The following is a 23,773-nucleotide window of genomic DNA, read 5'->3' as shown; positions in this document are numbered from 1 at the left end:
CGTCAGGCCCCCTGAAACGCTTCGTTCACCTTCCCGCTGAAGCTCGTACTTGCTTCAGGGTCGAAGCGGAGTTCAGCCTCAGCGGTGAAGTCGAGCTGCGTGAGCTCCACCCATACGACGTTGGGGTTGCTCGTCGACTCGTAGAAGAACCGTCGATCGCTCAGGTCGGCGACCGTGCGCCAGCGAGTGGTCGAGACGTTCGGTCGCACGGGATCGGCCGTGCCAAACGGCGCGGAAGCATTGCGGATCACGCTGAACGCGTACGCTGCGGCGGCACGTGCGCTCTCGGTCTCGGGGAGACGGGCAGAATAGAACGCGGCACGAGCAAAGCGATCCGGCGAGTCGGTGCCGCCGGGAAGCGGCAACTCGCCACCCAATCCCGCGTAGCGCTGCTCGAGTTCCAGCTGCTCCGAGTAGACGGGAGAGTTGGCCATGACGGTGAACTCAGTGCCGTGGTGCACGACCATCTCGCCGGCGATGAACTCGATGATGGCGGAATCGCCGCTCGGATCACCCAGCGCGATGTGGCCAGTACCGGGCTTACCGCCGATATCGAGCGGGATGATCTGGACGTTGCTCTCCTGCAGCCACGCGACGGCCGCTGCGGTAGTGGCGAAGCGATCCAGCAAGCACTGAATCGCCTGCGCAAGCGCGAGACCGGGACGGGCCGCGTCGCGCTCTCCGTAGTCGGATTCTGCCAGGTAGAGCCCACTCACCTGGAGACCGACCTCGTTCAGGCCGTCCACGGCGATGGCGCCGTACATCAGACAGACGACACTGCCGTACTCCGAACGCCAGCTGAAGGACCCCGGATCCCCGGGCGCGCTCTCGCGCTCGACACCGCGCGGCCGCACAGCAAGCACCGTCCGAGTGTCCTCGAACCAGTCCATGCTGCGCCCTACCAGGACGTTTCCGCTGCCGGGCGTACCGAGCGAAGACCACAAGAATCGCGTGCACATACTTCACACATTAGCGGGCGTGTTGCCCGTGCGTCACCCCAGTACGACTGGAGTTTCGCTCCGCGTGCCATCCGTGTTCCAGAAGCCTGAGCAGCCGCGCCGATGGCTGTCCACAATGTGGGTGTCCACGATGCCAATCGCGCTCATGAGCGCGTACATCGTGGTGGGCCCGACAAAGCGGAAGCCTCTCCGCTTCAGTTCTTTCGCGAGGGCTTCCGACTCCTTCGACGTTGCAGGGACCTGTTCCTCCGTAGCGGGCGCCGGCGAGCGCTCCGGCATCGCAGACCACACCAGCTCGGTCAGGGTGGTCTCTCCTGCCGCGGCGAGGTCCTGGGTGACCCGAGCGTTGTGGATGGTCGCCTCGACCTTCCGCCGGTTTCGAACGATTCCCTCGTCTGCGAGGAGCCGCGACACGTCTGCCTCATCGAACTTCGCAACCCTCGCGGGATCGAAGTCTGCAAACGCCCGCTGGAAGGCCTCTCGTTTCTTCAGAATGGTCAGCCAGGACAGACCCGATTGAAACGCTTCGAGACTGAGACGTTCGAACACACCTCGGTCGTCGGTCACCGGCATTCCCCACTCGGTGTCGTAGTAGACCGTCAGCCGGGGATCCTGTGTGGCCCACGCGGTGCGGGTTGGAGCAGCGGCACGCTGGCTCATGTCGTTGTCCTTTCGGTCACCCGGCCCGGCGTCTCCGCGCTGGGTGGTCCCAGGCTAGTCAGCGTGCGCTCCCCCTGGAGCGCTCTGGCAGGGAATGTGGATAACTCGTGTGGCTACTCCGCAGTCAGCCCGAGCGCCGCCGGCCCCTCGGTCACGAGGATCGCGAACTGCGCAGCGTCGAGCACCGGAATGCCCAGCTCCTCTGCCTTTCCGAGTTTGGACCCTGCTCCCGGTCCGGCCGCGACAAAGTCGGTCTTCTTGGACACGCTCGATGCAGCCTTCCCACCCGCTTGGATAATCGCCTCTTTCGCGCCGTCACGTGTGAAGCCGTCGAGGCTGCCCGTCGCGACGATCGTGAGGCCAGCGAGCACGCCGCCCTCCGCTACCGCGGCGCCGGGGCCAGGGTGCCCCGGAGTCGCCCATTGAACGCCCGCAGCGGTCCACCGCTCAACGATCTCCAGATGCCAGTCGACCGTGAACCACTCCTGCAGCGACTCCGCAATGATGCCGCCCACGCCGTCGACCTCGGCCAGTTCCTCGAGCGAGGCTGCGCGGATCGCATCGAGCGAACCGAACCACTCGGCAAGCGCACGCGCCGCGACCGGCCCAACATGCCGAATGTTGAGTGACACGAGCAGCCGCCAGAGCGGCTTCGTCTTTGCGCGCTCCAGCTCCGCAAGGAACGTCTCCGCGGTCTTCGACGGCAACGTCTCGCGGTAGTTCTTCTTGATGCCCGCAGCGCGGCGCTCGGCCGGCGACTTCTCTTCCCACCCGGGCGGGTAGCTCGCGGCGCTGAGCCGCTGGAACGGCGCACGGCGCACCGGTTCACCGGTCTCCTCATCGATACGCTGCTCGCCCGTCTCAGCATCGCGCACGATCACTTCGATCGGCACGAGCTGCTCGAGCGTCAGCTCGAAGAGTCCTGCTTCCGTCTCGAGCGGCGGCGTCGCCGGGGTCTCCGGCTGGGTGAGCGCCGCGGCGGTGATCTCGCCAAGTACCTCGACGTCGAGAGCGCCTCGCGAGCCGATGTGCTCCACACGGCCGCGCACCTGCGCAGGGCACGCGCGAGCGTTCGGGCAGCGAAGGTCGATATCGCCCTCTTTCATGGCGCGAAGCGGCGTGCCGCACTCCGGGCAGGTCTCGGGCATACGCCACTCCACCTCGGAGCCGTCACGCAGCTCAAGCACGGCGCCCAATACCTCAGGGATCACATCGCCGGCCTTCCGCAGCACGACGGTGTCGCCGATGCGCACGCCCTTCGCCTGCACCACCTCCTGGTTGTGCAGGGTCGCCTGACTGACCGTGGACCCGGCGACCTTCACCGGCGCCATGACCGCGTATGGGGTTGCGCGACCGGTGCGGCCCACCCCCACTCGGATGTCGAGCAGCTTGGTGTGCACCTCCTCCGGCGGGTACTTGTAGGCAATGGCCCAGCGCGGCGCCCGGCTCGTCTCCCCGAGCTCGGAGTGCAGCGCGAGCTCATCGATCTTCACCACGATGCCATCGATCTCGTGCTCGACATCGTGCCGATGCGCCCCGCGGTCCTCGATGAACTCGGTCACCTCATCCACGGTCTCGAACACGCGCGAGTGCGGCGAGACTGGCAGGCCCCACTCTCCCAGCAGGCGGTACGCGTCCGACTGGTTCTCGAAGTCTGGGTGCTCCCATGCGCCGATCCCGTGCACGTACAGCGAGAGCCGCCCGAGTCGTTCACGCATGAGGCCCAGTTCAGCCGCAGACTTCTTCTCTGCCCGCTGCCGGAGGCTGCCCGCGGCAGTGTTTCGGGCGTTCGCGAACTCGGGGTAGCGGACCGTGATCTGATCGTCGGCCTTCCCGCGCGCCCGCTGCTCTGCCGCGTAGGCTGCCTGCAGCTCGTGCTGCCGCTCATTGAGCCAGGCGAAGTCGATCCCGCGCAGGAACACCTCACCTCGCGCTTCGAAGAACTCGGGGATCCCAGTTCCACTCAGCTCGCGCGGGATCGCAGGGATGAAGTCAACGTTTTCCGTGATGTTCTCTCCGACGCGCCCGTCACCACGGGTGGTCGCAGTTTCGAGCACCCCGTTCCGATACGCCAGGCTAATCGCGAGACCATCAATCTTCAGCTCCGAGAGCCAGCGTACGGGGCGCCCCGCCGCCGCGCGGGTCTTCTCCGCCCACTCTCGAAATTCCTCAAGTGAGAAGACATTGTCGAGGCTCAGCAGGCGTTCGGCGTGCTCGTGCTCAGGGAAACCTGCGGATACAACCGCCGCGCCGACCTCACGCGTGGGGCTATCTTGCCCGGCGAGCTCGGGGAATGCGCGCTCCAGCGCTTCAAGCCGGTGGAACTGCTCGTCGTACTCCGCGTCGGAGACAAGACTCGCGCCCTCGGAGTAGTAGGCGCGACGAAGCCGCTCAATCTCGACGGTCAGGCGCTCAGCCTCCTCGCGAGCCGCAGCAAAGTCGCTCGGCAGCGCTGCGGCCGGCTCGGACTGCGCTGCGAGCCCGGGGGTCTCAGCGGGAAGATCGGAGTTCGTGTTCACGCCACAATTCTAAAGCCGAGCCCTGACATTGCGGCGGGCGCACCCACGCGGGGTGGCTACAGTGGGCTCCTCAGCGCGATCTGCTCGAGCGGCAGTGCACGATCGATCGTGAACTGGCCGAGCACACGCGTGCCGATGTACAGCACCGCGGTCTGCCCGGGCGCAACGCCGAGCAGCGGCTCCGCGTGTTCCAGGTCAATATCGACGACGATCTCGTGACTCGCGTCGGCGCGGTGCTGCTCCGTGCGCTCGTGCTCGGTGATCGGCACGAGACGGGCGGTCGCGGGAACCGGCTCGGCGTGTGCGCGGATCTGCACCTCGCAGGTGAACTCTCGCACGGGATCGAAGCCCGGCTCGCCAGCCCAGCTGAAGCGTCCGCCGGCGATACGCGAGATCTCCAGCTGCTCCTTGGGGCCGACGACCACCTGGTTCGACACCGGGCGGATCGAGAGCACGTAGCGCGGCTTCCCATCTGCCGCAGGACGACCGAGCTGGAGGCCGCGCCGCTGGCCCACGGTGTAGCCGTGCGCACCATCGTGCTGCCCAATCACGTCACCCTGCTCATCGAGGATCTCCCCCGGTGTGCGCGTCACGTGATCGGAGAGCCATCCGCGCGTGTCCCCATCGGGGATGAAGCAGATGTCGTGGCTGTCGGGCTTCTGCGCGACCTGGATTCCGCGCTCGGCGGCCTCCGCCCGGATAAGATCCTTCGACGGCGTGTCACCCAACGGGAAGTAGCAGTGCGCCAACTGACGCTCGGTGAGCACTCCAAGCACATAGGACTGGTCCTTCGACCAGGCGCTCGCGCGGTGCAACTCACGGCCAGCCGGACTGTCGATCAGCGTGGCGTAGTGCCCTGTCGCGACCGCATCGAATCCCAGGGCAATCGCCTTGTCGAGCAGCGCAGCAAACTTGATCTTCTCGTTGCACCGCATGCACGGGTTGGGGGTGCGTCCCGCGGCGTACTCGGCGATAAAATCGTCAACCACGTCCTCCTTGAACCGCTCGGAGAGATCCCACACGTAGAAGGGAATGCCGAGCAGGTTCGCGGCGCGCCGCGCATCCATCGCGTCCTCGATCGTGCAGCAACCCCGAGACCCCGTACGCACGGTTCCCGGCATGCGGCTGAGCGCCAGGTGCACGCCAACGACCTCGTGACCGGCTTCGACCGCGCGCGCAGCGGCGACCGCGGAGTCGACGCCTCCGCTCATAGCTGCCAAAACTTTCACCAGAGTATTCTAGGCCAGTCCGGCGGATCGTGCCCGCACCAGTGCATCCGGGAGCGCGGCGAGCAGCTGCTCAATCTCCGCGGCCTCAGAACTCGCGGCGAGCGTGAAACGCAGCGCGCCTGCAGCCTCCGCTTCAGACGCGCCGAGCGCGCGAAGCACGTGCGAGGGCTCGGCAACTCCCGCCTGGCAGGCGGAGCCCACCGACACCGACACGCCGGCGGCATCCAGGAGAAACACGAGCGAGTCGCCCTGACACCCCGGGAACGTGAAGTGCGCATTTCCGGGAAGCCGTTCCGGGCCGGGCCGCGGGCCGCGCAGCACAGCGCTCGGATCAATCTCGTGAATGCCGCCGATGAGTTCGTCTCGGAGCTGCGTGAGCCGCGCGATGGTCGCCGCACGGGGTTCCCCACCCGCACCGAGTGTTTCAGCGAGCGCTGCGGCGAATGCGACCGCGCCGGCGACATCCTGCGTTCCCGATCGTCCACGCTGCTGCGTTCCACCGTGGAACAGGGGCTCAATCGTCGCGCGGCGCGACACGAGCAGCGCGCCCACGCCAACGGGCCCGCCAATCTTGTGCGCCGAGACGCTCACCGCAGCGGCCCCGGAACGCGCGAAGTCGATGGGGATCTGGCCCAGCGCAGCGATCGCATCCACGTGGACGGGCACGCCCACCTCGGCAGCGACCGCGCAGAGCTCAGTGACCGGTTGCACGGTGCCCACTTCGTTGTTCGCCCAGAGGAACGACACCAGTGCGACCTCGCTGGGACCGGCCTCCGCGAGGGCGGCGCGCAGGGTCTCGGGATGCAGGCGGCCCTCGGCATCGAGCGGCAGCCAGATCAGCTGCGCCCCCTGCGTGTCGCGGAGCCACTCGGCGGCCTCGATCGTGGCGTGATGCTCGCCATCAGCAACCAAGATCGTCGCCCCGGATCCCGCTGCTCGGCGCCCCCAGTAGAGCCCCTTGAGTGCGAGATTGACCGACTCGGTGCCACCGCCGGTGAGAATCAGCTCGGCGTGATCGCAACCGAGTGCCGCGGCGATCTCACCGCGAGCCGTCTCGAGGCGGTCACTCGCATCCTGGCCATGCGCGTGTGTCGAAGCCGGGTTGCCCACGGTGCGAAGCGCCGCAAGGTACGCCGCCGCCACCCCGTCGGACATCGGCGAGGTGGCGGCGTGATCCAGGTATGCGCGCACGGCTGAGCGGTGCGGGATCAGTACAGGAGGTTTGCGAGTCGGCCGCGCGCCGCAATGACGCGGGGATCTGCCACGCCGACCACCTCGAAGAGTTCCAGGAGACGCTCGCGAACCGTCGCGCGATCGTCCGCGTCACTCGCGGAGAACAGCTCGAGCAGGCGGAGGAACGCGTCCTCAATATGCCCACCCGACACGTCGAGGTCGGCGACGGCGAGCTGCTCGGTGACGCCCGTGGGCGCTGCGGCCGCGGCCGAGCGGATCTCGTCTGCGGAGCGACCGCTCAGACGATCGAGCAGACGCATCTGCACGAGCGCTGCACGAGCGACGTGATCAGCCGGCGCCTTCGCGAGCACGGCCTCCCACTCCGTGATCGCCGCTGCGAAGTCGCCACGCTCGGCGGCCTCGACCGCGGCGAGGTGGGCTTCGGGGATCTGTGGTTCAGCGGGGACCTCGGGCGCTTCGCCTGCATCGGGCGCGGAGACTCGGCCGGTGACGCCGTGCTGCTCTGCGAGCTGAAGCAGCTGAGCGAACAGTTCGCGAAGCTGCGGTTCGGGCTGCACGCCCTGGAACAAGGGCACGGGGCGTCCGCCAACGAGCGCGACAACGCTCGGCACGGACTCCGCCTGGAACGCCTGCGCGAGGCCCGGGCTCGCATCCACGTCGACGCGGGCGAGCATCACGCGCCCCTCGTGCTCGCGAGTGATCTGTTCGAGCACGGGAGTGAGCGTCTGTGCGGGTTCGCTCCACGACGCGCCAAGCACAAAGACGACGGGCACGATGCTCGACAGCTGCGCGACCTGTTCGAACGCAGCGTCGGTGACATCCATGACGAGCGACGGCACGTCAACCACGCGCGAGTCAGCGCTGCTCGCACCGCCGGGCGCCCCGGGGGCACTCGCGGCAGCCCCACCCGGGGCGCCCGCCTGCGCGCGCGCCGCGAGGTGGCTGAGGTCGACCCCGCCTCCGGGGATGCGTTCGGGCATCTGCTGCGCCATGGTTAGTTCCTCACTCCTACGAGCTCGCTCGTGACGCCGAGCAGCTCAATCTTGGTTCCGGCGGTCTTGCTGGGCACGTAGAACAGCATCTGGTGTGCGACTTCCTGGATGAGCTTGTCCTGCTCGCCCGTGAGGCCGGACAACGCGGTCACCGCGTCCTTCGCCTGCGGCTTGTATCGTCCACCCGCGGCGTCGACGATCTGCTCCTCGATGACGGTCGTGGCGACAAGCGCCCCACCCGCGCCGGTCGAGAGCGCGATCGGCTTCGAGTCACCCTGCTTCGCCTGCACGGAGAAGCGCATCGTCTGGCCCTTCCCGTCGGAGGCGGACTGCGCCTCGGCCGCACGAGCCTTACCGTAGCTGTCGAGCAGAGTGTCGGTCTCGAGGTCGAAGAACTCAGCCTGCTCCGCATCCTTGCCGTTCTGCAGCAGCGCTGCGTACGCCTCACCCACCTTTGCGGGTGCGAGCGTCAGCGTCTCGATGTCATTCGAGAGCAGTGCCGTACCGTCCTCTGCGGGGGCTGCCTGCGGCATCGAGATGCCGCCGCGGAGCGCGATCACGCGCGACACGAGGTAGTTCTCGTGCGGCGTCTGCTGCGTCAGCACCAGCGCAAGCGAGGGCGATGCGGGAGCGTCTGCTGCGGCGTCCTCCCCGTCTGCCGGCGCCTGGGCGCCACCCGCGGTGGAGGCAACGGTGACGAACAGCGTGCGCGGCCACCCTTCGGTGCTCTGCACGAGCTGGTAGTCCAGCTCTTGGTCTGTGAGCCGCGGCGGGAGCACCGCATAGTCCGCCTGCTTTGCGCGGATCTTGTAGTTGGCGGTGCGCTGCGCGAGAGCATCGCCGGTGAATCGCTCTGCGAGCAGCGTCGCATCGAGCTCGTCATCGCTCAGCCCAGCTGTCTCAGACACGCGCTGCACAATGCGCTGGAGCTGCCCCTCGGTCACCGGCACGGGAGCGACCGCAGATGCGGTGGGCGCTGGCGCCTCCTCCGTTGCGGCAGGCTGATCGAACTGCGGCCAGTAGCTCGCGGAACATCCGCTCAGACCCAGCGCTGCCGTCAGGCCGATCACGGGGAGTGCGGAGCGGCGGAGGGACCGCAGGCGGCTCGGCGCTGCGCTGCGCTGCGCGGTGTCGCCGGGCTTCGCGTTCGACTGCTCGGGCTGCGACGCCGGCTCTGGAGCTGACGCGGGCGCAGCATCAGGCGCGACACCGCCGTCGGCGGCTGGCTGACTCGGCGCTTCGCGATCCCGATCCGCTGCGGGCGTGGAGGTCTGCGACTCCGCGGACTCACCACGGCCGCCCCGCGAGAACGCATTCCGGATGCCTTGCAAGGGCCCCTTGCGCCCACGGCGCGGGCCGAGGCCTCGACGATCATGGTCGACCGCGAGGAGGTACTGGAGTCCGCCCAAGATCGCAAGCACGCCGCCCGCGGCGAGCAGGGGCCCGGCCCAGGGGGTATTCCGATCCTGTGCCCATACGAGCGACACGTCCTTCGGCACCGGCTGCGAGCCGTCGGAGGCGATGAGCACCGACTGATCCGCCGTGAGCGCCACCGGTACTCGGAGCGTCTCGGTCTCTGTTCCGGTTCCCGCCTCGTCGATGACGCGCTCCTCAAGCCAGAGGTCGGATCCGCGCGGATCGAGCCCTGTCTTCGCGGCCTCTGCTTCGCTGGTGGTCGCGTCGTCCGCGGGTGCCGCGTCGATCGCGGGCGCGATGAGCGCGCTCAGCAGCTTCTTACCGTTCGTGTCGACCGACAGCTCAGCGTGCGAGAACGGTTCGACCCAGCCGCGCACGTCGCGCGTTGCCCCGGTTGCCACGAATGCGTTCTCGCCCTTCACGACCACGTTCGCCTGCCCCGGCACCTTCGCGAAGTCCGCGCCATCGATCACCGCGTATGCGGTTTCGGACTTTGTGTCGACCGGGAAGCTGATCTCTGCCGGGCCCGCCAGGAATGTTCGCTGGCCCAGCCCCAGAATCAGCAGCACGCCTGAGAGCGCGAGCGTCGCAATCGCTAGCACGTATCGCACGTGAGCTCCTCCACAAGTTTGTTCGTCGGGATCCTGCCCCTGAGACGGTGGCCTCGGGTACGCAAAATGGGTCCCTCAACGCTCCACGCTACCGGAGCTTTCCGTGTGGCACATGCGGAACGTCTCGATATTTGCCCCTGGGACCGCGCAGATCACTGCACGGCACCCCCCGATGTGAACTATCATGAACCCTTACATGCCCGCGCCGCCACCCCGGCTTCTTTTTCTCACGCGCGCGGGAACGCCCCCGTTTCAGATTCCGGAGAACACGTGTCCGAAGCAGCCCAGCCCTTCTCCCCCGCCTTCCGCGGCTACAACCGCGAGGAGGTCGACGAGCGGCTCGGAGCACTGACTGGGCACATCGCGACGCTACAGTCCCATCTCGAAGCAGTGCAGTCCGCGCACCAGCAGGCGAGCACTCTGGGTCAGGAGCAGCGTCAGCTGATCGCCGAGTTGCAGGAGCAGGTCGCTGAGCTGGGTGCGAGCGGGTACTCCGGGCTCGGCCTTCGCGTCGAGAAGAGCCTGCAGGTTGCCGAGGATCACGCGCAGCGCCTCATGGCTCAGGCCGACCTCGACGCGGAGAAGCTGCGTCGCTCTTCAGAGGAGGAGAGCGCGCGAGTCTTGGCAGCGGCGCAGGCCCGCGCCGACGAGCTGGTGCGCTCGGCATCGGAGCAGGCCGAGGTGCTCATCACCGGTGCACGCACCGATACGGCTGAGCAGGATGCGGCGGCGAACGCTGAGCGCGAACGCCTCATCGATGAGGCGCGTCGCTCCGCCGAACTGACGCGAAGCTCCGCCGAGCGCGAGGCCGCGGCGGCACGGGAAAGTGCCCATCGCACCGCACAGGCTGCGCTTGCTACCGCGCAGGCCGAGGCTGAGCGTGTCACCGCCGAGGCGCGAGCCGCCGCGGATGAACTGCGCAGCGAGACCGAGCGCAGCGCGGTGACGCTGGCCCGACAGCAGGAAGAGAGCGCGCGCGAGGCAGAGCTCGAGCGGGCCCGACTGGTGCGCGAGGGTGAGCGCGCTCGCGCGGAGTTTGCCGCATCCCGCCAGCGCGAGGAGGCTGAGCAGGAAGAGCGGTTCACTGAGCGCAGCCGCCAGCTTGAGGCCGAGGCGGATTCGCAGCGTCGCGCACTGAACACTGAGATGGAGTCGCTCCGCGGTCGCATTGCACAGGAGCGTGCCGAGCACGACGCCGCACTTGCGAGTGAGCGCGAGCAGCACGATCGCCGTATCGCCTTTGAGCAGCAGACCCACCAGGACCGGGCCGCACAGGAGCGCACCGAGCACGAGGCGGCGATCGCCCGCGAGCTCGAAGCGCACCGCGCCGAGCTCGCGACGCTGACGGATCAGGCCCGACGCGAGCAGGAACGGCTGACCACCCTCGCGGAGCAGGAGCGCGGGGATGAGCGCAGCGCTCTCGAGACCGAGCTTGCTGCCGCCCGCGAGGAGCAGGAGAAGCTCCTCGCGGGCGAGTTCAGTGCGCACCGCGAGCGGATCGGCGCCGAGCGCGAGACGCACGACATGGCGATTGCGCAGGAGCGTGCACAGCATGACGAGTCGCTTCGCGCGGAAATCGTTGCGCACGAGGCTCGCCTCCGCGACGAGCAGGAGGCGCACGACACCCGCATCGCAGCAGAGCTCGATGCGCACCGGACCACGCTCACATCTGAGCGGGATCAGCACGATGCCGCCCTCTCCGAAGAGCGGTCCGCCCATGACGCGCAGATCGCAGATGAGCGAGACAAGCACGAGACCCGGATCGCGAGCGAGCGCGAAGAACACGAAGCTCGCATCACCGCGGAGCGCGCGGCGCACGAGGACGGGATCGCCGCGGAACGCGCGGCCCACGAGGAGCGAATCGATGCGGAGCTCGCCGCGCACAATGCACGGATCGATTCCGAGTCGACGGCGCACGCCGACCGCATCGCCGCAGAGCTCGCTACGCACGCCCAGGAGCTCGATTCGGCGCGCACAGCGCAGGACGCCGCTCTCGCCGCTGAGCTCGCGGACCACACCGCACGCATTGCTGAGGAGCGCCACGCTCACGAAGAGCGCATCGGTGGCGAACTCGTGACCCACCAGGACCGTCTCATCACCGAGTGGGAGACGAACCTCGATCAGATTGCCACGGCTCAGCAGGCTCACGCCGACGAGATCAGCACGGAGCGCGAGCGTGCAACGCAGCTTGCGCTGCGCGAGCGTGCAGCGCACGAGGCAGCCCTCAACGACACAGCGGCTGCGCAAGAGGAACGCCTCGCCGCACAGCTTGCCACGCACCAGCAGCAGCTCGCGGATGAGCTCGCAGCGGAGACTGAGCGGGCCAGGATCCTGCGCGAGGAAGCCGCGGAGGCTCTCGGCCTGGAGCGAGAGGAGCTTGAGTTGCGGATGGAACGCGAGCGCGCGCAGCTCAAGGCAGACCTTGCCCGCGAGCGGGAAGAGCACGATCGAGAGATCGCCGCGGCGCTCGCGCAGCACACTGAGGAGCTCCGCGTTGCGCGCGAGACCCACGAAGCCGCGATCGCGCGCGAGGTCGCCGCGCAGCGCGCTGCAGTCACCGAGGAGACGGATCTGCTCCGCGCTGACACGGTTGCCGAGCTCGCGGAGTACCGGAGCACAGAAGAGGCCCAGCTTGCCGCGCAGCGCGCGGAGACCGAGGATCGCCTGCGCGAGCTGCAGGAGCAGATTGACACCGATACTCGCGCGTTCGCGCTGAACTCCACGCAGCAGCGCGAGGAACTCGAGCAGGATCTCGCGGAGCGGCAGCGCACCGCCGCAGAAGCAGCCGAGCGTGAGACGACCGCGGTCTCAGCGGAGCTCGCGGAGCTGCGTGGTCAGCTCGAGGCCGCACGCGCCGAGTACGAGATCATTACTCGGGACGCCGCGCAGGAGGCACGAACGACGCGCGCCACTGCGGAGCGTCAGGCCGCCGAAATCGTTCTGGAGGCTGAGCGCCGCGCACAGTCGACCTTCGCCGCGGCCGAGGACCGGGCGTCGAAGGTGCTGGCTGCTGCTGAAGATCGGATGACCCAGCTGAAGGTGGAGCGCGGCGCGGTCGCCCGATACTTCGAGAGCCTCGGCGAGGTCATCACGAACGCGCAGAAGATGAGCACCGTTGCCGGTCGGCTCGTTGATGCTCCGGTTGCCGATGCGCTCACGAGCGACGACGCCCAGGCAGGCGAGGCGAGCGGCACGCCCGAGGCCGGCGGCACCACGCAGCCCGCAGCCCAGTAGCTCGCTTCCGTGTGGCGGTGCCGAGCGCACCGCCACACCGGCACTCACTCCCCCTCTGACAGACTGGACCCATGACTCTTACGGCTGCAGCAGACGGATCCGCACTCGGAAACCCCGGCCCCGCTGGATGGGCCTGGGTGATTGATGATGCGCAGTGGCGTGCCGGTGGGTGGCCGAAGGCGACGAACAACCAGGGCGAGCTCATGGCGGTGCTCGATCTCCTGATCGCGACCGCTGATCGAGCCCAGGAAGAGCTGCTGATCCTGTGCGACAGCCAGTACGTGATCAACTCGGTGACGCAGTGGATGCCAGGCTGGAAGCGCCGTGGCTGGCGAAAGGCTGACGGCAAGCCCGTGCTCAACCGGGATCTCCTTGAGCGCATCGACACGGCGCTCGAGGGTCGCAAGGTGCGGTTCGAGTGGGTCAAGGGCCACGTCGGTCACCCGCTGAACGAGGCCGCCGACGATCGCGCGCGCGCCGCTGCAACCGCCTTCAAAGCAGGGCGGGCACCGGATGCGGGCCCCGGGCTCGCCGACGCCGCCCCACGGACCTCACCTCAGCTTGATGTGAGCTCCTCCACGTCCGCGGCAGAGCCGACGCTCTTCTAGCTCGCGCGGTACCACGGAGCTCGGGCTACGCGAGACGCCAGCAGTGCGCGTGGTAGTGCCGGCGATCCTGCACCGCGGCGCCGTCACCAAAGAGGTGCTCCGCTGACCACGCCACCACATGCGCCTGACCGATCGGAATCCCTGAGCCGCAATCCGGGCAGCGGTACTCCTTCTCGGCGCGCGCTGCAGAGATCTCACGCACGAACCACTCTCGTCCGCGTCTCGTGACGCGCTGAGCTCCTCCGTGCGCAAGGCGGGAAACGTCACGCAACTCGCTCGGAGGCGTGCGACGGTGCTTACGCGGCATAGCGGGCCTGGATCACCACCAGTGGTTTGCGGTCCAGAACGCGTACGCGTCCTTCCAGCTGCCATAGCGATCCGTCGCATACCCGGTCGCCCACCGCAGGTTGTCTACCGGGTCGTAGCCGTTCCCGGGAACCTTCGAGCAGGGGTAGGCCTGGATGAGTCCGCAGGCGCCCGAGCTCGCGTTCGTTGCGTTCGGGTTCCAGCTGCTCTCCTTTGAGGCGATGTAGTCAACGAAACCCCAGTCCGACTCAGCGATGCCTGCGGCGCTCATCCACTCAGCCGGCGACCCACCGCCGGAGAACTTAGGCGGCGCACCGAGGTCGGCTGATTCGGCTCCGTCCGGGGTCTCCCCCGCGAGCTCAGCGGCCTTCTTCGCCTCTTCCGCGTCCTTCTTCGCCTTCTCGGCGGCGGCCTTCTCAGCCTTCCGGCGTTCCTCCTCCGGGTCCGGCAGCTGCACCACGGGCACCTCGGCGTACACGAGGTCAGCCTCGGGCGACTCGTTTGGCGTGAATTCCTGATGGATGCGCTCTTGGAACGCCTGGTACGCGAGCACCTCGTCGTCGGCCTGCGCACTCGGAAGCGCGAAGGGTGCGATCACCGCGGCACCGAGGAAACCAGCGACGGCGAGCCCTGCAATAGGGGCGCGAAGCCGGGATCGACGGGAGACGGAGGAAGAGTTCACGGAAGCCACAATGTAACGATTCTATCTCAGCAACGCCAGATCGACAACGGAGGCGTTCAGGTTCACGGATACGCCCGGGATTTCGAGCTATCGGGTCGAAAGAATCAACTCCACAACGCCGTCGAGCAGTGCATCAACCTGATCTTCGTTGTAGCCACGCCACTGCGAATGAAACACCACGTCGCGCACCTCTGCGGGCGAGAGTTCGAGCTCACGGCGCTCGAACATCTCGGAGACACGGTCGAGGAACGCATCGACCTGTGAGCGGCGATACCCCGTCGCGAACAGGCCGCGGCGGCGGAACCGGCGACCGCGGGGGCGCTGGATTCGACCGCGCACTTCGGAGAGGAGCGCCCGGGTTTCGTCCCACCACGCGTCCTCCCCCGCGGCGCGCACCTTCGCACGGCGTTCACGCTCGAAAAATACTTCTTCCAACCTGTCGAGCGCCGCGTCGACGTAGCGCGACGAGTAGCCGCCGCGCTTCATGGGGAATGCGGTGTGCCGGATCGTCTCGGCGGTGAGCGGCGCACCGTCTGCCGTCGCACCCTCGTAGGCCGAGCGTGCGCGCTGCAGGAACGCGTCAACGGGCTCCTGCGCGTAGCCGAGTTGGGAACCTGTGGCGATGGGAAAAGCTGTGTGCACTGCACCATTCTCGCGTGCGCGCGCGTGGGCTTGCTGGGAACGGGCAGACATCACACGACCCCGAGGACCAGCGCGACGCCGTAGACGCCCACGGCGGACGGGAGCAGTGAATCAAGGCGATCAAGGAACCCACCGTGGCCGGGGATCCACGAGCTCATGTCCTTCACCCCGAGGTTGCGCTTGATGAGCGACTCGGTGAGATCGCCCCCGGTCGCGGTAAAGAGAACCACGACGCCGAGGATGATGCCCACCCACCAGGGCTGTTCGAGCGCGAACACTGCGACCGATACTCCAACCGCCATGGCGAGCACAGCGGCGCCGAAGAATCCCTCCCAGGTCTTGTTCGGGCTGATGCGAGGCGTCATCTTCGTACGGCCCAGCGTGACGCCCGCGGCGTACGCTCCAACGTCGACCGACACCACAATCGAAACGAGCGCGAAGACCCACCACTCCCCGCGCTCGCCGTCCACGAGCAGCACCGCGAAGGATGCGAGGAACGCGACGTAGACGAGCGTGAAGAGACCGGAGAACACATCGCGGACCAGCGTGCGCGGTGGGGTTTCCCAGGCAGGGAAGAGCCCTTCAACGAGCCGCCACACGGTGAGCAGCGCAGAGCCGGCGAACAAGCCGAGGAGCATCCCCTCGGCTCCCCAGAAGAAGGCTCCGCCGACAACGACCAGGCCCCCCAGCACCACACCAACGCGTGGCACTCGACGGCCAGAAACACGGAACGCCGCGGCGAGCTCAACGAGCGCCACGGAAACGATCACTGCGACGAGGCCAACAAACACCTCACGCATGAGAAACAGGCTCGCGAGGAACACCCCGCCGAACACGAGGCCCGACAGGATCGCGAAGAAGAGGTTGCGCCCTGCGCGAGCCTCAATGCGCGCGTTCGTGGCTTCGAGCTGCGCACGCGTGGATTCAAACGCGTTGCGCAGCTCGTCACGCCGCTCGGAGCCGGTCATACGGCTCAGACCTCCAGCAGCTCAGCTTCTTTGCGCTTGAGCGCATCATCGATCTGATCGATGAACTGCTTCGTCACGGTCTCGAGCTCCTTCTCGGCGCGAGTGATCTCGTCCTCGCCGATCTCGCTCTTGAGCGCCTCAAGGTCGCCCATACCTGCACGGCGAACGTTTCGGATTGCCACGCGAGCATCCTCGGCGCGGCCCTTGACGATCTTGACGAACTCCTTGCGACGCTCCTCGGTGAGCTCGGGAAGCGCGACGCGGATGACGCTGCCGTCGTTCGAGGGGTTCGCCCCGAGGTTCGGCATATCGCGGATTGCCTGCTCGATGTCCTTCATCGCACCCTTGTCGTAAGGCGTGATGATGAGGCTGCGCGCGTCCTGGTTCTGCACCGAGGCGAGCTGCGGCAGCGGCGTAGGCGTGCCGTAGTAGTCCACCTGCAGGTTCTGCAGCAGGGCGGGGTTCGCGCGGCCGGTACGCACCGAGGCGAAGCCTTCCTTCGCGGACTCGACCGCGCCGTTCATGCGGTCCTTAATATCGACGAAGACCTCTTCGATCACGGTGCTCTCCTTATGTGTTGCCGAACTGAATCAAGCTTAGCGGTGAACGAGCGTGCCGAGCTTCTCGCCACGAATCGCCGCGGTCACATTGCCCGCGGGCTCCATGCCGAAGACGCGCATCGGCATGCCGTTGTCCATGCACAGGCTGAAAGCGGTCGAGTCGACCACTTTGAGGCCCTGCACCAGCGCTTCCCCGTAGGTGATGTCATCAATCAGCGTAGCGTTCGGATCCTTCGCGGGATCGGCCGTGTAGACCCCATCGACGCCGTTCTTGGCAACGAGGACCTCTTCAGCGTGGATCTCAAGTGCGCGCTGCGCCGACACGGTGTCCGTCGAGAAGTACGGGAGCCCCGCACCGGCACCGAAGATCACGACGCGGCCCTTCTCGAGGTGGCGAATCGCGCGGAGCGGAATGTAGGTCTCAGCGACCTGCGTCATCGTAATAGCCGACTGCACACGGGTTTCAACGCCCGCCTGCTCAAGGAAGTCCTGCAACGCGAGCGCGTTCATGACGGTTCCGAGCATGCCCATGTAGTCAGCGCGCTCGCGGTCCATGCCGCGCTGCGAAAGCTCGGCACCGCGGAAGAAGTTGCCCCCACCGACAACAATCGCGACCTCAGCGTGCTCCATTGCCGCTGCGATCTCGCGAGCGATCTGGCTCACGACGTCGGGGTTCACCCCGAGCTTGCCCCCACCAAAGGCCTCGCCAGAAAGCTTCAGCAGTACTCGACGCTTACGGTCTGCGGTGTCAGTCATGTGGGGTCTCCTTCGCGGGGAACGGGTGGGTGAAAATTTGGGAGGGCCTCAGCTGAGGCCAATACTAGTGCGGGCATAGCACGGGACCCGGACCAAATTGGCCCGGGTCCCGTGACTACCAGTTAGGCGCCGACCTTGCTGCGAGCGAAGCCGGTGACCGTGATGCCGGCCGCCTCAGCGACCTTCTTCACGTCGCGCTTCTCGTCGTCAAGTGCGTGAACCTGCTCGCCGAGAACGACCTGCTTGAAGAACGCGTTCAGACGCCCCTCAACGATCTTCGGGAGTGCAGCCTCAGGCTTGCCCTCGTTCTTCGAGATCTCGGTAACGATCTCGCGCTCCTTCTCGACGTCAGCCGCGGGAACCTCGTCGCGCGTGACGTAGAGCGGATCAGCGAACGAGATGTGACGCGCGATGCTGAGTGCAGCCTCTGCGCCGTCGCCCTCGTAGCCCACGACCACGCCGATCTGCGGGGGCAGATCCTTCGAGGTCTGGTGCAGGTACACCGACGTGGCCGGAGCCTCGACGCGCGTGACCTTGCGGAGCACGATGCGCTCACCGATGATGGCGGACTCGTCAGCGATCACGTCAGCGACGGTCTTGCCGTCGGCGGGAGCCGCGAGGGCCTCCTCAGCCGTTGCAGCACCCGCGGCGGTGATTGCGTCGAGGACGCGCTCAGCCAGAGCGATGAACTTCTCGTTCTTTGCAACGAAGTCGGTCTCGCAAACGAGCTCGATCATCGTGGCAGCACCCTCGGTCTGACGAACCGCGACGAGACCTTCGCTCGCCTCGCGGTCGCCGCGCTTTGCGACGCCCTTCAGGCCCTTGAGACGCAGGATCTCAATCGCCTTCTCGATGTCGCCCTCAGCCTCGACGAGTGCGTTCTTGCTGTCGAGCATGCCAGCGCCGAGACGCTCGCGCAGCTCCTTCACAGCGGCCATGCTTACTGCAGCCATGTGTGACTCCTTCTGAGTGGTTCTGAACGTGTAAGGGGAACCGAATTAATCGGCAGCGGGAGCAGCAGCTTCGGTCGCCTCAGCGGCCTCAGCGGCGGGTGCCTCAGCGGCGGGCGCCTCGGTTGCCTCAGCGGCGGGGGTCTCTGCACCGAGCAGCTCGACCTCCCACTCAGCGAGCGGCTCAGCCGCTGCCTCGCCGGCCTCGGGCTTCTGGTGGCGCTCCATGAGGCCCTCAGCAACCGCGTCAGCGATCACGCGGGTGAGCAGCGCCACCGAGCGGATTGCGTCGTCGTTACCCGGGATCGGGTAGGTGACCTCGTCGGGGTCGCAGTTCGTGTCGAGGATGGCGATCACGGGGATACCAAGCTTCTTCGCCTCGTCGATCGCGAGGTGCTCCTTCTTGGTGTCAACCACCCAGAGAGCCGAGGGGGTCTTGCCCATGTTGCGGATGCCACCGAGCGACTTCTGCAGCTTCTCGAGCTCGCGCTTCTTGAGGAGGAGCTCCTTCTTGGTGAAGCCGCTCGTGGTGCCCTCGAAGTCGAGCTGCTCGAGCTCCTTCATGCGCTCGAGGCGACCGGTGACGGTCTGGAAGTTCGTGAGGAGGCCACCGAGCCAGCGCTGGTTCACGTAGGGCTGGTTCACGCGGGTTGCCTGCTCGGCGATGGCCTCCTGGGCCTGCTTCTTCGTGCCGACGAAGAGAACGTTGCCACCGCGGGCAACGGTGTTCTTCACGAAGTCGTACGCGGCATCGATGTAGCCGAGCGACTGCTGCAGGTCAATGATGTAGATGCCCGAGCGCTCGGTGAAAATGAAGCGCTTCATCTTCGGGTTCCAGCGGCGGGTCTGGTGTCCGAAGTGGACGCCGCTGTCGAGCAGCTGGCGCATGGTTACGACGGCCATTGCCGTTCTCCTGTTCTGCGCACCACGAATGGCACGCGCTTTCGGTTTGTTCGATCGCGGGTGCGATCAGATCCTGGTGCCCTCGAGCCCCGCCGCTTCGATCAGAAGATCCGAAGACCGGTGGCGGTGCGCCGATGAGTGGGCACGCGAAGTCACCTCTTTCGAGGTGCGTCGACCAGTGTAGCATCCGGGGCCTCTGGAAACCGCACGCGGCGGCGCGCTTTCGCGTGTCGTTTGCGCGACCCCGGCGGACCGCCCTCGCTCACATTTCCTCGAGCCGCGCCGGTCTCGGCAGTGTTTCCACAGGCACGGAGTTCCTCCGTGCACGGGCAGCGCGGGATCGCACACTCGAGGCATGCAGATTCCTTTCGTTTCTTCCCCAGGGGTTCGCGGCGCACTGTCGCAGGGCGAGGCGGCGCCCGGGGCCCGCACTGCGCGGTTCCGCGCACGGTCGATCCTGGTGCAGGGCGTGCTCTGCGCATTCTTACTCACGGTGTCCCCCGGAGCGAGCGCACTCCCGCGACCTGTTCCCAGCGCTGAGGCCTGGGCCGCACCTCGCTGGCTGCCACCCCTCGCGGGGACGTTCACGGTGTCCGGGGCGTTCCGAGCCCCGGACACTCCGTACACCTCGGGACACCGCGGGGTTGATCTGCCCGCCGTCCCCGGCGAGTTGGTCAGCGCCCCGGCCGCAGGAACGGTCACGTTCGCTGGGGTGGTGGTCGATCGTCCCGTGATCTCAGTTCGCGTGGATTCTGCGACGGTGTACTCGCTCGAGCCGGTTGCGAGCACGGTGGCCGCTGGCTCACCTGTCATTGCTGGCAGTCAGATTGGTGAGGTCGCTCGCGGCGCGCACTGCGCTGCCGCCCGGAGCTGGTGCCCTGGCGCGAGTGAGTTGCCGCTACGCCCGCGGGTGGGCTTGCCGATAGCGCTCCGCGAGCCGCTCGGTCGAGACATGCGTGTACACCTGTGTGCTGGCGAGGCTGGAGTGCCCCAGCATCTCCTGCACCACGCGCAGGTCGGCACCCCCGTTCAGCAGGTGGGTGGCTGCAGTATGCCGAAATGTGTGTGGGCCGCTCGGGCCCCCGCCTGGCTCCTGCTCGAGTTCTCGCGACACCAAGCGATACACAGCGCTCGGCGTCAACGGCGCACCCATCACCCCGAGAAAGAGCGCAGTCTCAGCGCTCGTTCCGCCGGCTGCTGGTTCTGCGCGCGTCGCGAGCGCCGGCCGCGCGGACCGCAGGTACGTGGTGAGGGCCCGATCCGCGGGGCCGCCGTAAGGCACGACCCGTTCCTTTCCGCCCTTGCCGAGCACACGAACGGTGCGTTCTCGCTGGTCGAGGCCCGCCGGGGTGAGCCCGCACAGTTCGGAGACACGCAGCGCAGTAGCGTAGAGCAGTTCGAGCACAGCGTGATCGCGCTGCGCATCAGGGTCGCCGCCGGCCGCACGCTGCTCGGCGCGCCTCAGAATGCGTCCGATCTGTTCGTCGCCGAGCACCCGTGGGAGCGCACGCGGTGCCTTGGGCGTGCGGAGGCGAGACGCCGGGTTTCCTGGAACGAGCTGCTTCGTCTCGAGCCAGCCGCCGAAGGACTTCAGCGTGGCGACGTTGCGTGCGAGTGTGCTCTGCGCGAGCCCACGCTGTTGCCGATCCCACAGCCAGGCACGCATGAGTTCCAGGTCGCACTCGGCGAGCTGGGTGGCCCCCGCGTCTGCCGCGAAGTCAGTGAAGTCGGCGAGGTCACGGCGGTACGCGCGAACGGTGTGCTCGGAGTACCCGTATTCTGCGTGCACCGCGGTGAGGAACGCTGCGGTGGCGCTCGTGAGATCCATGCCTCTATTGTCGCCGCTGCAGCGCCCACCGCGGGGGCGCGTCCCCCGGCGTTTCCCGTCGCACCGCGCTGCCGAGCAGCTCGAGCTCAACAAGTGCGCGTTGCGCTTCCCGAGGGTCGAGCCCTGCGAGCTGCGCCAGCCTTTCCGCGGTGCGAGAACCGCGCAGCGGAAGCGCGTCAAGTACTCTGCGGTGCGTCTCGGGCTGCCGCGGTTCGCTGTCATCTGCGGCCGCGTGCGTTTCGGTTTGTGTGAGTGACCATTCGCCGCCCCCGGCTTCGATGAGCTCCGTGAGATCACGCTCACCGGTGATGAGGGCTGCCCCGTACTCCTGCACGAGGCGGTGGCACCCCGCAGACGCCGCGCTCGTGATCGGCCCGGGCACAGCACCGAGTGGCCGCCCGAGCGTCGCGGCGTGCCCGGCAGGGCTGAAAACAGATACCCTTTACTTATGCAGAAACTGGGTAAGCAATACGCCGGGATCACAAGCTGCGTGATCTACGTGCGCATGTCGCAGGACCGCGCCGGCGAGGAGCTCGGCGTGGAGCGCCACGAGGCGGACTGCCGAGAGCTCGCGGCTGAGCTCGGCCTCACCGTGGATCGCGTATACAGCGACAACGACCTGAGCGCGACGAGCGGCAAGGCACGGCCCGAGTTCGAGCAGATGCTGGCTGCTCGCCCGCAGGCGATCATCACCTGGCACCAGGACAGACTCCTGAGACTGACCAAGGACCTGGAGCGCGTGATCGAGCTGGGCTGCCCGGTCTTCATGGTGCACCAGAGCATGCTCGACCTCGCCACGCCCGCCGGACGGGCCGTGGCGCGCACCGTCGCCGCGTGGTCGCAGTACGAGGGCGAGCAGAAGAAGATCCGTCAGCAGTCGAAGAACGTCCAGCTCGCCGAGCACGGCCACTGGCAGTTCTCGCTGCGCCCCTACGGCTACGAGCGCGTCGACGGGAAGATCGTCCAGGTCGCCGCCGAGATCGAGGTCCTGCGCGAGGGATACCGGCGTGTGCTCGCGGGCGAGAGCTACCGCCAGGTGTCGCTCGACTGGAACAGGCGGGGCATCAGGCCGCTGCTCGGCGACTCCTGGAAGCCGGCCCGTGTGCAGCGGATGCTGGAGAACTCCCACTACGGCGGCGTACCGAGCTATGGTGGCGAGGAGGTCGAGCTTGCCGAGGGGAAGTCAATCCAGTGGGAGCCGGTGCTTACGCCCCGGCAATGGCGGGACTTCGTCGAGCTGAAGATCAACCGCAAGCGGGTCCGCTCATGGGGCGTCTCGCCGAAGTACCTGATGTCGGGGATGCTGGAGTGCGGTGTGTGCGGCGGCACGATGTTCACGCACCACCAGGACGTCATGACGCGCGACGTCGCGTCACGCGAACGCTGGAGGGACTCCTGGGACGCCACGCGGCGTGCAGCGTGGATCGAGAAGCACGGCGGCACTGACCCGCTGCCGACGAAGGCGCCGCGGTTCCGCGAGGACGGCTCCCGCGTGAAGCGGGTCATGTATGTGTGCTTCGAGGACTACTGCACGTCGATCAGCGGAGAGGTAGTAGACGAGGTGGTGCGTGCGGCTGTGTTGAAAGTGCTCGCCGACGAGCGCATCGCGAGGGCGCTGCGGCCAGGTGACGAGACGGGGTCATTGCTGGATGAGATCGCCGACCTCCAGCGTCGTCGCGACGACGTCGCCGAGCTCATCGGCGACGGCCTGATGGATAAGCAGAAGGGCATCGCGAAGCTCAAGGAGCTGGTCGATAGTCTCGACCGCGCGAACGCCCGTCTCGCGGCGGTGAGGGCCGAGTCGCCGCTCAGCGACATCCGGCTCGCGGAGTCTGTGCCCGAGCGCTGGGACTCGATCCCGGTGCTGGAGAAGCGCAGGATCGTCAGCGACCTCGGGCTGCGACTGAAGATCGAGGCTCTGCCTCCGGGGCCGGCACCTGTGGTGACCGACGGCAGCCGCAAGCAGCGGAAGCTCACTGCTCGCGAAGTGTCGATGCGGCGGATCGTTCCGGCTGGTGGCTCGGACGCAGATGCGGACGCTGTTGCCCCGTGACTTCGCTCCCGCTGCGTCACGGAGAGGGTGACGAGAGCGCTTGTAGCCGGTCTCGTGGCGTCTGGCGATCTCTCGTGGCGTCATGCTGTCCGCGGCTGCGCTCCCGCTGCGCCTCGGACGGTCGGCGGGGAGGGAGAGCTCGTCGGGCATGAGGTTGCTCAGGCAGACGGGTGCATGGCGGTGGGCTGCGGGAGGCTGCTTGATGCAGCTGGGCACGCCAAAAGGGTGTCACAGACGGTTTCGGAGCCCCTAACGTCTATAACTTCGAGCTAACGTCTATCGTAACGTCTATCGTTTTTTGGGGTCACTTTGTTGGTTTATCAGTGTTCTTTTCTGAACTATAGACGCTATAGACGAATAGACACTTGGTAACCCCTACACGTACGCGCACACGCGCACACGCGGGCCTCAGCACCGTCTATTCGTCTATAGCGTCTATAACGCTCCGTTTCGCCTGGTTTACCAACGAATAGGCGATAGACACTCGATAGACGCCCGGAAGCTAGTGTCTATAACCGTCTATCGACCTCCCTCAGCGTCCATGCGAGCACCCGCCGCGCGAGGGGGTCGCCTCCCCAGAAGGGCAGCGGGAGCGCAGCCGGGGGCAGCGACCCCGCGGAGCCCGACGACACGCCAAAGTTGCTCTGCGTGTTCCATGAGATTCCTGTAAGCTTGGGAGCAACGAAACGAAAGAGGCGAAGCA

Annotated in this window: 20 protein-coding genes and 1 pseudogene; 3 read left to right on the top strand and 18 right to left on the bottom strand. The window is 67.1% G+C overall.

Annotated elements, in window-relative coordinates; genetic code table 11:
• Nucleotides 1–2 precede the first annotated feature (2 nt).
• The 7 genes from D3226_RS06105 to D3226_RS06075 form a co-directional block, all read right to left on the bottom strand.
• Nucleotides 3–959 carry a linear amide C-N hydrolase gene (locus tag D3226_RS06105; RefSeq protein ID WP_272928862.1) on the bottom strand — a complete coding sequence of 319 codons (957 nt, stop codon included), beginning with the start codon at nt 957–959 and terminating at the stop codon, nt 3–5.
• A 33-nt stretch (nt 960–992) separates the two neighbouring features.
• A complete protein-coding gene (locus tag D3226_RS06100) occupies nt 993–1,619 on the bottom strand; it encodes a DNA-3-methyladenine glycosylase I (protein WP_202381449.1) in 627 nt (208 codons plus the stop codon).
• 113 nt (nt 1,620–1,732) lie between these two features.
• Nucleotides 1,733–4,069: an NAD-dependent DNA ligase LigA gene (gene ligA / locus D3226_RS06095; protein WP_202381563.1), complete on the bottom strand. Its 2,337-nt coding sequence runs from the start codon at nt 4,067–4,069 to the stop codon at nt 1,733–1,735.
• Nucleotides 4,070–4,194: 125 nt separating this feature from the next.
• Nucleotides 4,195–5,349, bottom strand: coding sequence for a tRNA 2-thiouridine(34) synthase MnmA (mnmA, locus tag D3226_RS06090; RefSeq protein WP_237462256.1), 1,155 nt, complete (start codon nt 5,347–5,349; stop codon nt 4,195–4,197).
• Nucleotides 5,350–5,376: 27 nt separating this feature from the next.
• Nucleotides 5,377–6,558, bottom strand: a complete 1,182-nt coding sequence (locus tag D3226_RS06085) for an aminotransferase class V-fold PLP-dependent enzyme (protein ID WP_202381447.1) — start codon at nt 6,556–6,558, stop codon at nt 5,377–5,379.
• A gap of 17 nt (nt 6,559–6,575) precedes the next feature.
• Nucleotides 6,576–7,553, bottom strand: a complete 978-nt coding sequence (locus D3226_RS06080) for a tetratricopeptide repeat protein (RefSeq protein ID WP_202381446.1) — start codon at nt 7,551–7,553, stop codon at nt 6,576–6,578.
• Nucleotides 7,554–7,555: 2 nt separating this feature from the next.
• Nucleotides 7,556–9,580, bottom strand: a complete 2,025-nt coding sequence (locus D3226_RS06075; RefSeq protein ID WP_202381445.1) for a DUF8094 domain-containing protein — start codon at nt 9,578–9,580, stop codon at nt 7,556–7,558.
• A 270-nt stretch (nt 9,581–9,850) separates the two neighbouring features.
• Between D3226_RS06075 and D3226_RS06070 the strand changes: the two genes are divergently transcribed.
• Complete coding sequence (locus tag D3226_RS06070) at nt 9,851–12,814, top strand: hypothetical protein (protein WP_202381444.1); 2,964 nt, start codon at nt 9,851–9,853, stop codon at nt 12,812–12,814.
• A gap of 71 nt (nt 12,815–12,885) precedes the next feature.
• Nucleotides 12,886–13,422 (top strand): RNase H family protein, encoded by a 537-nt coding sequence (locus tag D3226_RS06065; RefSeq protein ID WP_202381443.1) that lies wholly within the window; start codon nt 12,886–12,888, stop codon nt 13,420–13,422.
• A gap of 25 nt (nt 13,423–13,447) precedes the next feature.
• Here D3226_RS06065 and D3226_RS14655 read toward each other — a convergent pair whose 3' ends face one another.
• The 11 genes and pseudogenes from D3226_RS14655 to D3226_RS15205 all read right to left on the bottom strand — a co-directional run.
• On the bottom strand, nt 13,448–13,624 hold the full coding sequence (locus D3226_RS14655) for a hypothetical protein (RefSeq protein WP_237462255.1): 177 nt from the start codon (nt 13,622–13,624) through the stop codon (nt 13,448–13,450).
• 117 nt (nt 13,625–13,741) lie between these two features.
• Nucleotides 13,742–14,410, bottom strand: a complete 669-nt coding sequence (locus D3226_RS15020; RefSeq protein WP_337248909.1) for an aggregation-promoting factor C-terminal-like domain-containing protein — start codon at nt 14,408–14,410, stop codon at nt 13,742–13,744.
• 87 nt (nt 14,411–14,497) lie between these two features.
• A complete protein-coding gene (locus tag D3226_RS06050) occupies nt 14,498–15,052 on the bottom strand; it encodes a DivIVA domain-containing protein (RefSeq protein ID WP_337248908.1) in 555 nt (184 codons plus the stop codon).
• A 50-nt stretch (nt 15,053–15,102) separates the two neighbouring features.
• Nucleotides 15,103–16,020 carry a phosphatidate cytidylyltransferase gene (locus tag D3226_RS06045; protein ID WP_202381439.1) on the bottom strand — a complete coding sequence of 306 codons (918 nt, stop codon included), beginning with the start codon at nt 16,018–16,020 and terminating at the stop codon, nt 15,103–15,105.
• 5 nt (nt 16,021–16,025) lie between these two features.
• Nucleotides 16,026–16,580, bottom strand: a complete 555-nt coding sequence (gene frr, locus D3226_RS06040; RefSeq protein ID WP_202381438.1) for a ribosome recycling factor — start codon at nt 16,578–16,580, stop codon at nt 16,026–16,028.
• A 36-nt stretch (nt 16,581–16,616) separates the two neighbouring features.
• Nucleotides 16,617–17,336: a UMP kinase gene (gene pyrH / locus D3226_RS06035; RefSeq protein WP_202381437.1), complete on the bottom strand. Its 720-nt coding sequence runs from the start codon at nt 17,334–17,336 to the stop codon at nt 16,617–16,619.
• 122 nt (nt 17,337–17,458) lie between these two features.
• Entirely contained in the window at nt 17,459–18,289 is an 831-nt protein-coding gene (gene tsf / locus D3226_RS06030; protein ID WP_202381436.1) for a translation elongation factor Ts, read from the bottom strand.
• Between the two features lie 45 nt (nt 18,290–18,334).
• Nucleotides 18,335–19,189, bottom strand: coding sequence for a 30S ribosomal protein S2 (gene rpsB, locus D3226_RS06025; RefSeq protein WP_202381435.1), 855 nt, complete (start codon nt 19,187–19,189; stop codon nt 18,335–18,337).
• An 898-nt stretch (nt 19,190–20,087) separates the two neighbouring features.
• Nucleotides 20,088–21,017 carry a tyrosine recombinase XerC gene (locus D3226_RS06020; RefSeq protein ID WP_202381434.1) on the bottom strand — a complete coding sequence of 310 codons (930 nt, stop codon included), beginning with the start codon at nt 21,015–21,017 and terminating at the stop codon, nt 20,088–20,090.
• 4 nt (nt 21,018–21,021) lie between these two features.
• Entirely contained in the window at nt 21,022–21,297 is a 276-nt protein-coding gene (locus D3226_RS15015) for a DprA-like winged helix domain-containing protein (protein WP_474197893.1), read from the bottom strand.
• Between the two features lie 12 nt (nt 21,298–21,309).
• Nucleotides 21,310–21,426: pseudogene (locus D3226_RS15205) on the bottom strand (DNA-processing protein DprA); the annotation flags it as partial.
• Between the two features lie 39 nt (nt 21,427–21,465).
• Here D3226_RS15205 and D3226_RS06010 point away from each other — a divergent pair.
• Entirely contained in the window at nt 21,466–23,070 is a 1,605-nt protein-coding gene (locus tag D3226_RS06010) for a recombinase family protein (protein WP_202381432.1), read from the top strand.
• Nucleotides 23,071–23,773 lie beyond the last annotated feature (703 nt).

It is taken from the genome of Leucobacter chromiireducens subsp. chromiireducens (assembly GCF_016758255.1).
Lineage (GTDB): Bacteria > Actinomycetota > Actinomycetes > Actinomycetales > Microbacteriaceae > Leucobacter > Leucobacter chromiireducens.
The sequence above is the reverse complement of the archived record's forward strand: the minus strand, read 5'-3'. Positions and strand labels throughout refer to the sequence as shown.

What these genes read in the sequence shown, in the direction of transcription:
- mnmA (WP_237462256.1), bottom strand. Translation starts at nt 5,349, where the DNA reads ATGAGCGGAGGCGTCGACTCCGCGGTCGCCGCTGCGCGCGCGGTCGAA.
- pyrH (WP_202381437.1), bottom strand. Translation starts at nt 17,336, where the DNA reads ATGACTGACACCGCAGACCGTAAGCGTCGAGTACTGCTGAAGCTTTCT.
- D3226_RS06010 (WP_202381432.1), top strand. Translation starts at nt 21,466, where the DNA reads ATGCAGAAACTGGGTAAGCAATACGCCGGGATCACAAGCTGCGTGATC.
- D3226_RS06045 (WP_202381439.1), bottom strand. Translation starts at nt 16,020, where the DNA reads ATGACCGGCTCCGAGCGGCGTGACGAGCTGCGCAACGCGTTTGAATCC.
- tsf (WP_202381436.1), bottom strand. Translation starts at nt 18,289, where the DNA reads ATGGCTGCAGTAAGCATGGCCGCTGTGAAGGAGCTGCGCGAGCGTCTC.
- D3226_RS06080 (WP_202381446.1), bottom strand. Translation starts at nt 7,553, where the DNA reads ATGGCGCAGCAGATGCCCGAACGCATCCCCGGAGGCGGGGTCGACCTC.
- D3226_RS06020 (WP_202381434.1), bottom strand. Translation starts at nt 21,017, where the DNA reads ATGGATCTCACGAGCGCCACCGCAGCGTTCCTCACCGCGGTGCACGCA.
- D3226_RS06065 (WP_202381443.1), top strand. Translation starts at nt 12,886, where the DNA reads ATGACTCTTACGGCTGCAGCAGACGGATCCGCACTCGGAAACCCCGGC.
- D3226_RS06105 (WP_272928862.1), bottom strand. Translation starts at nt 959, where the DNA reads ATGTGCACGCGATTCTTGTGGTCTTCGCTCGGTACGCCCGGCAGCGGA.
- rpsB (WP_202381435.1), bottom strand. Translation starts at nt 19,189, where the DNA reads ATGGCCGTCGTAACCATGCGCCAGCTGCTCGACAGCGGCGTCCACTTC.
- D3226_RS06100 (WP_202381449.1), bottom strand. Translation starts at nt 1,619, where the DNA reads ATGAGCCAGCGTGCCGCTGCTCCAACCCGCACCGCGTGGGCCACACAG.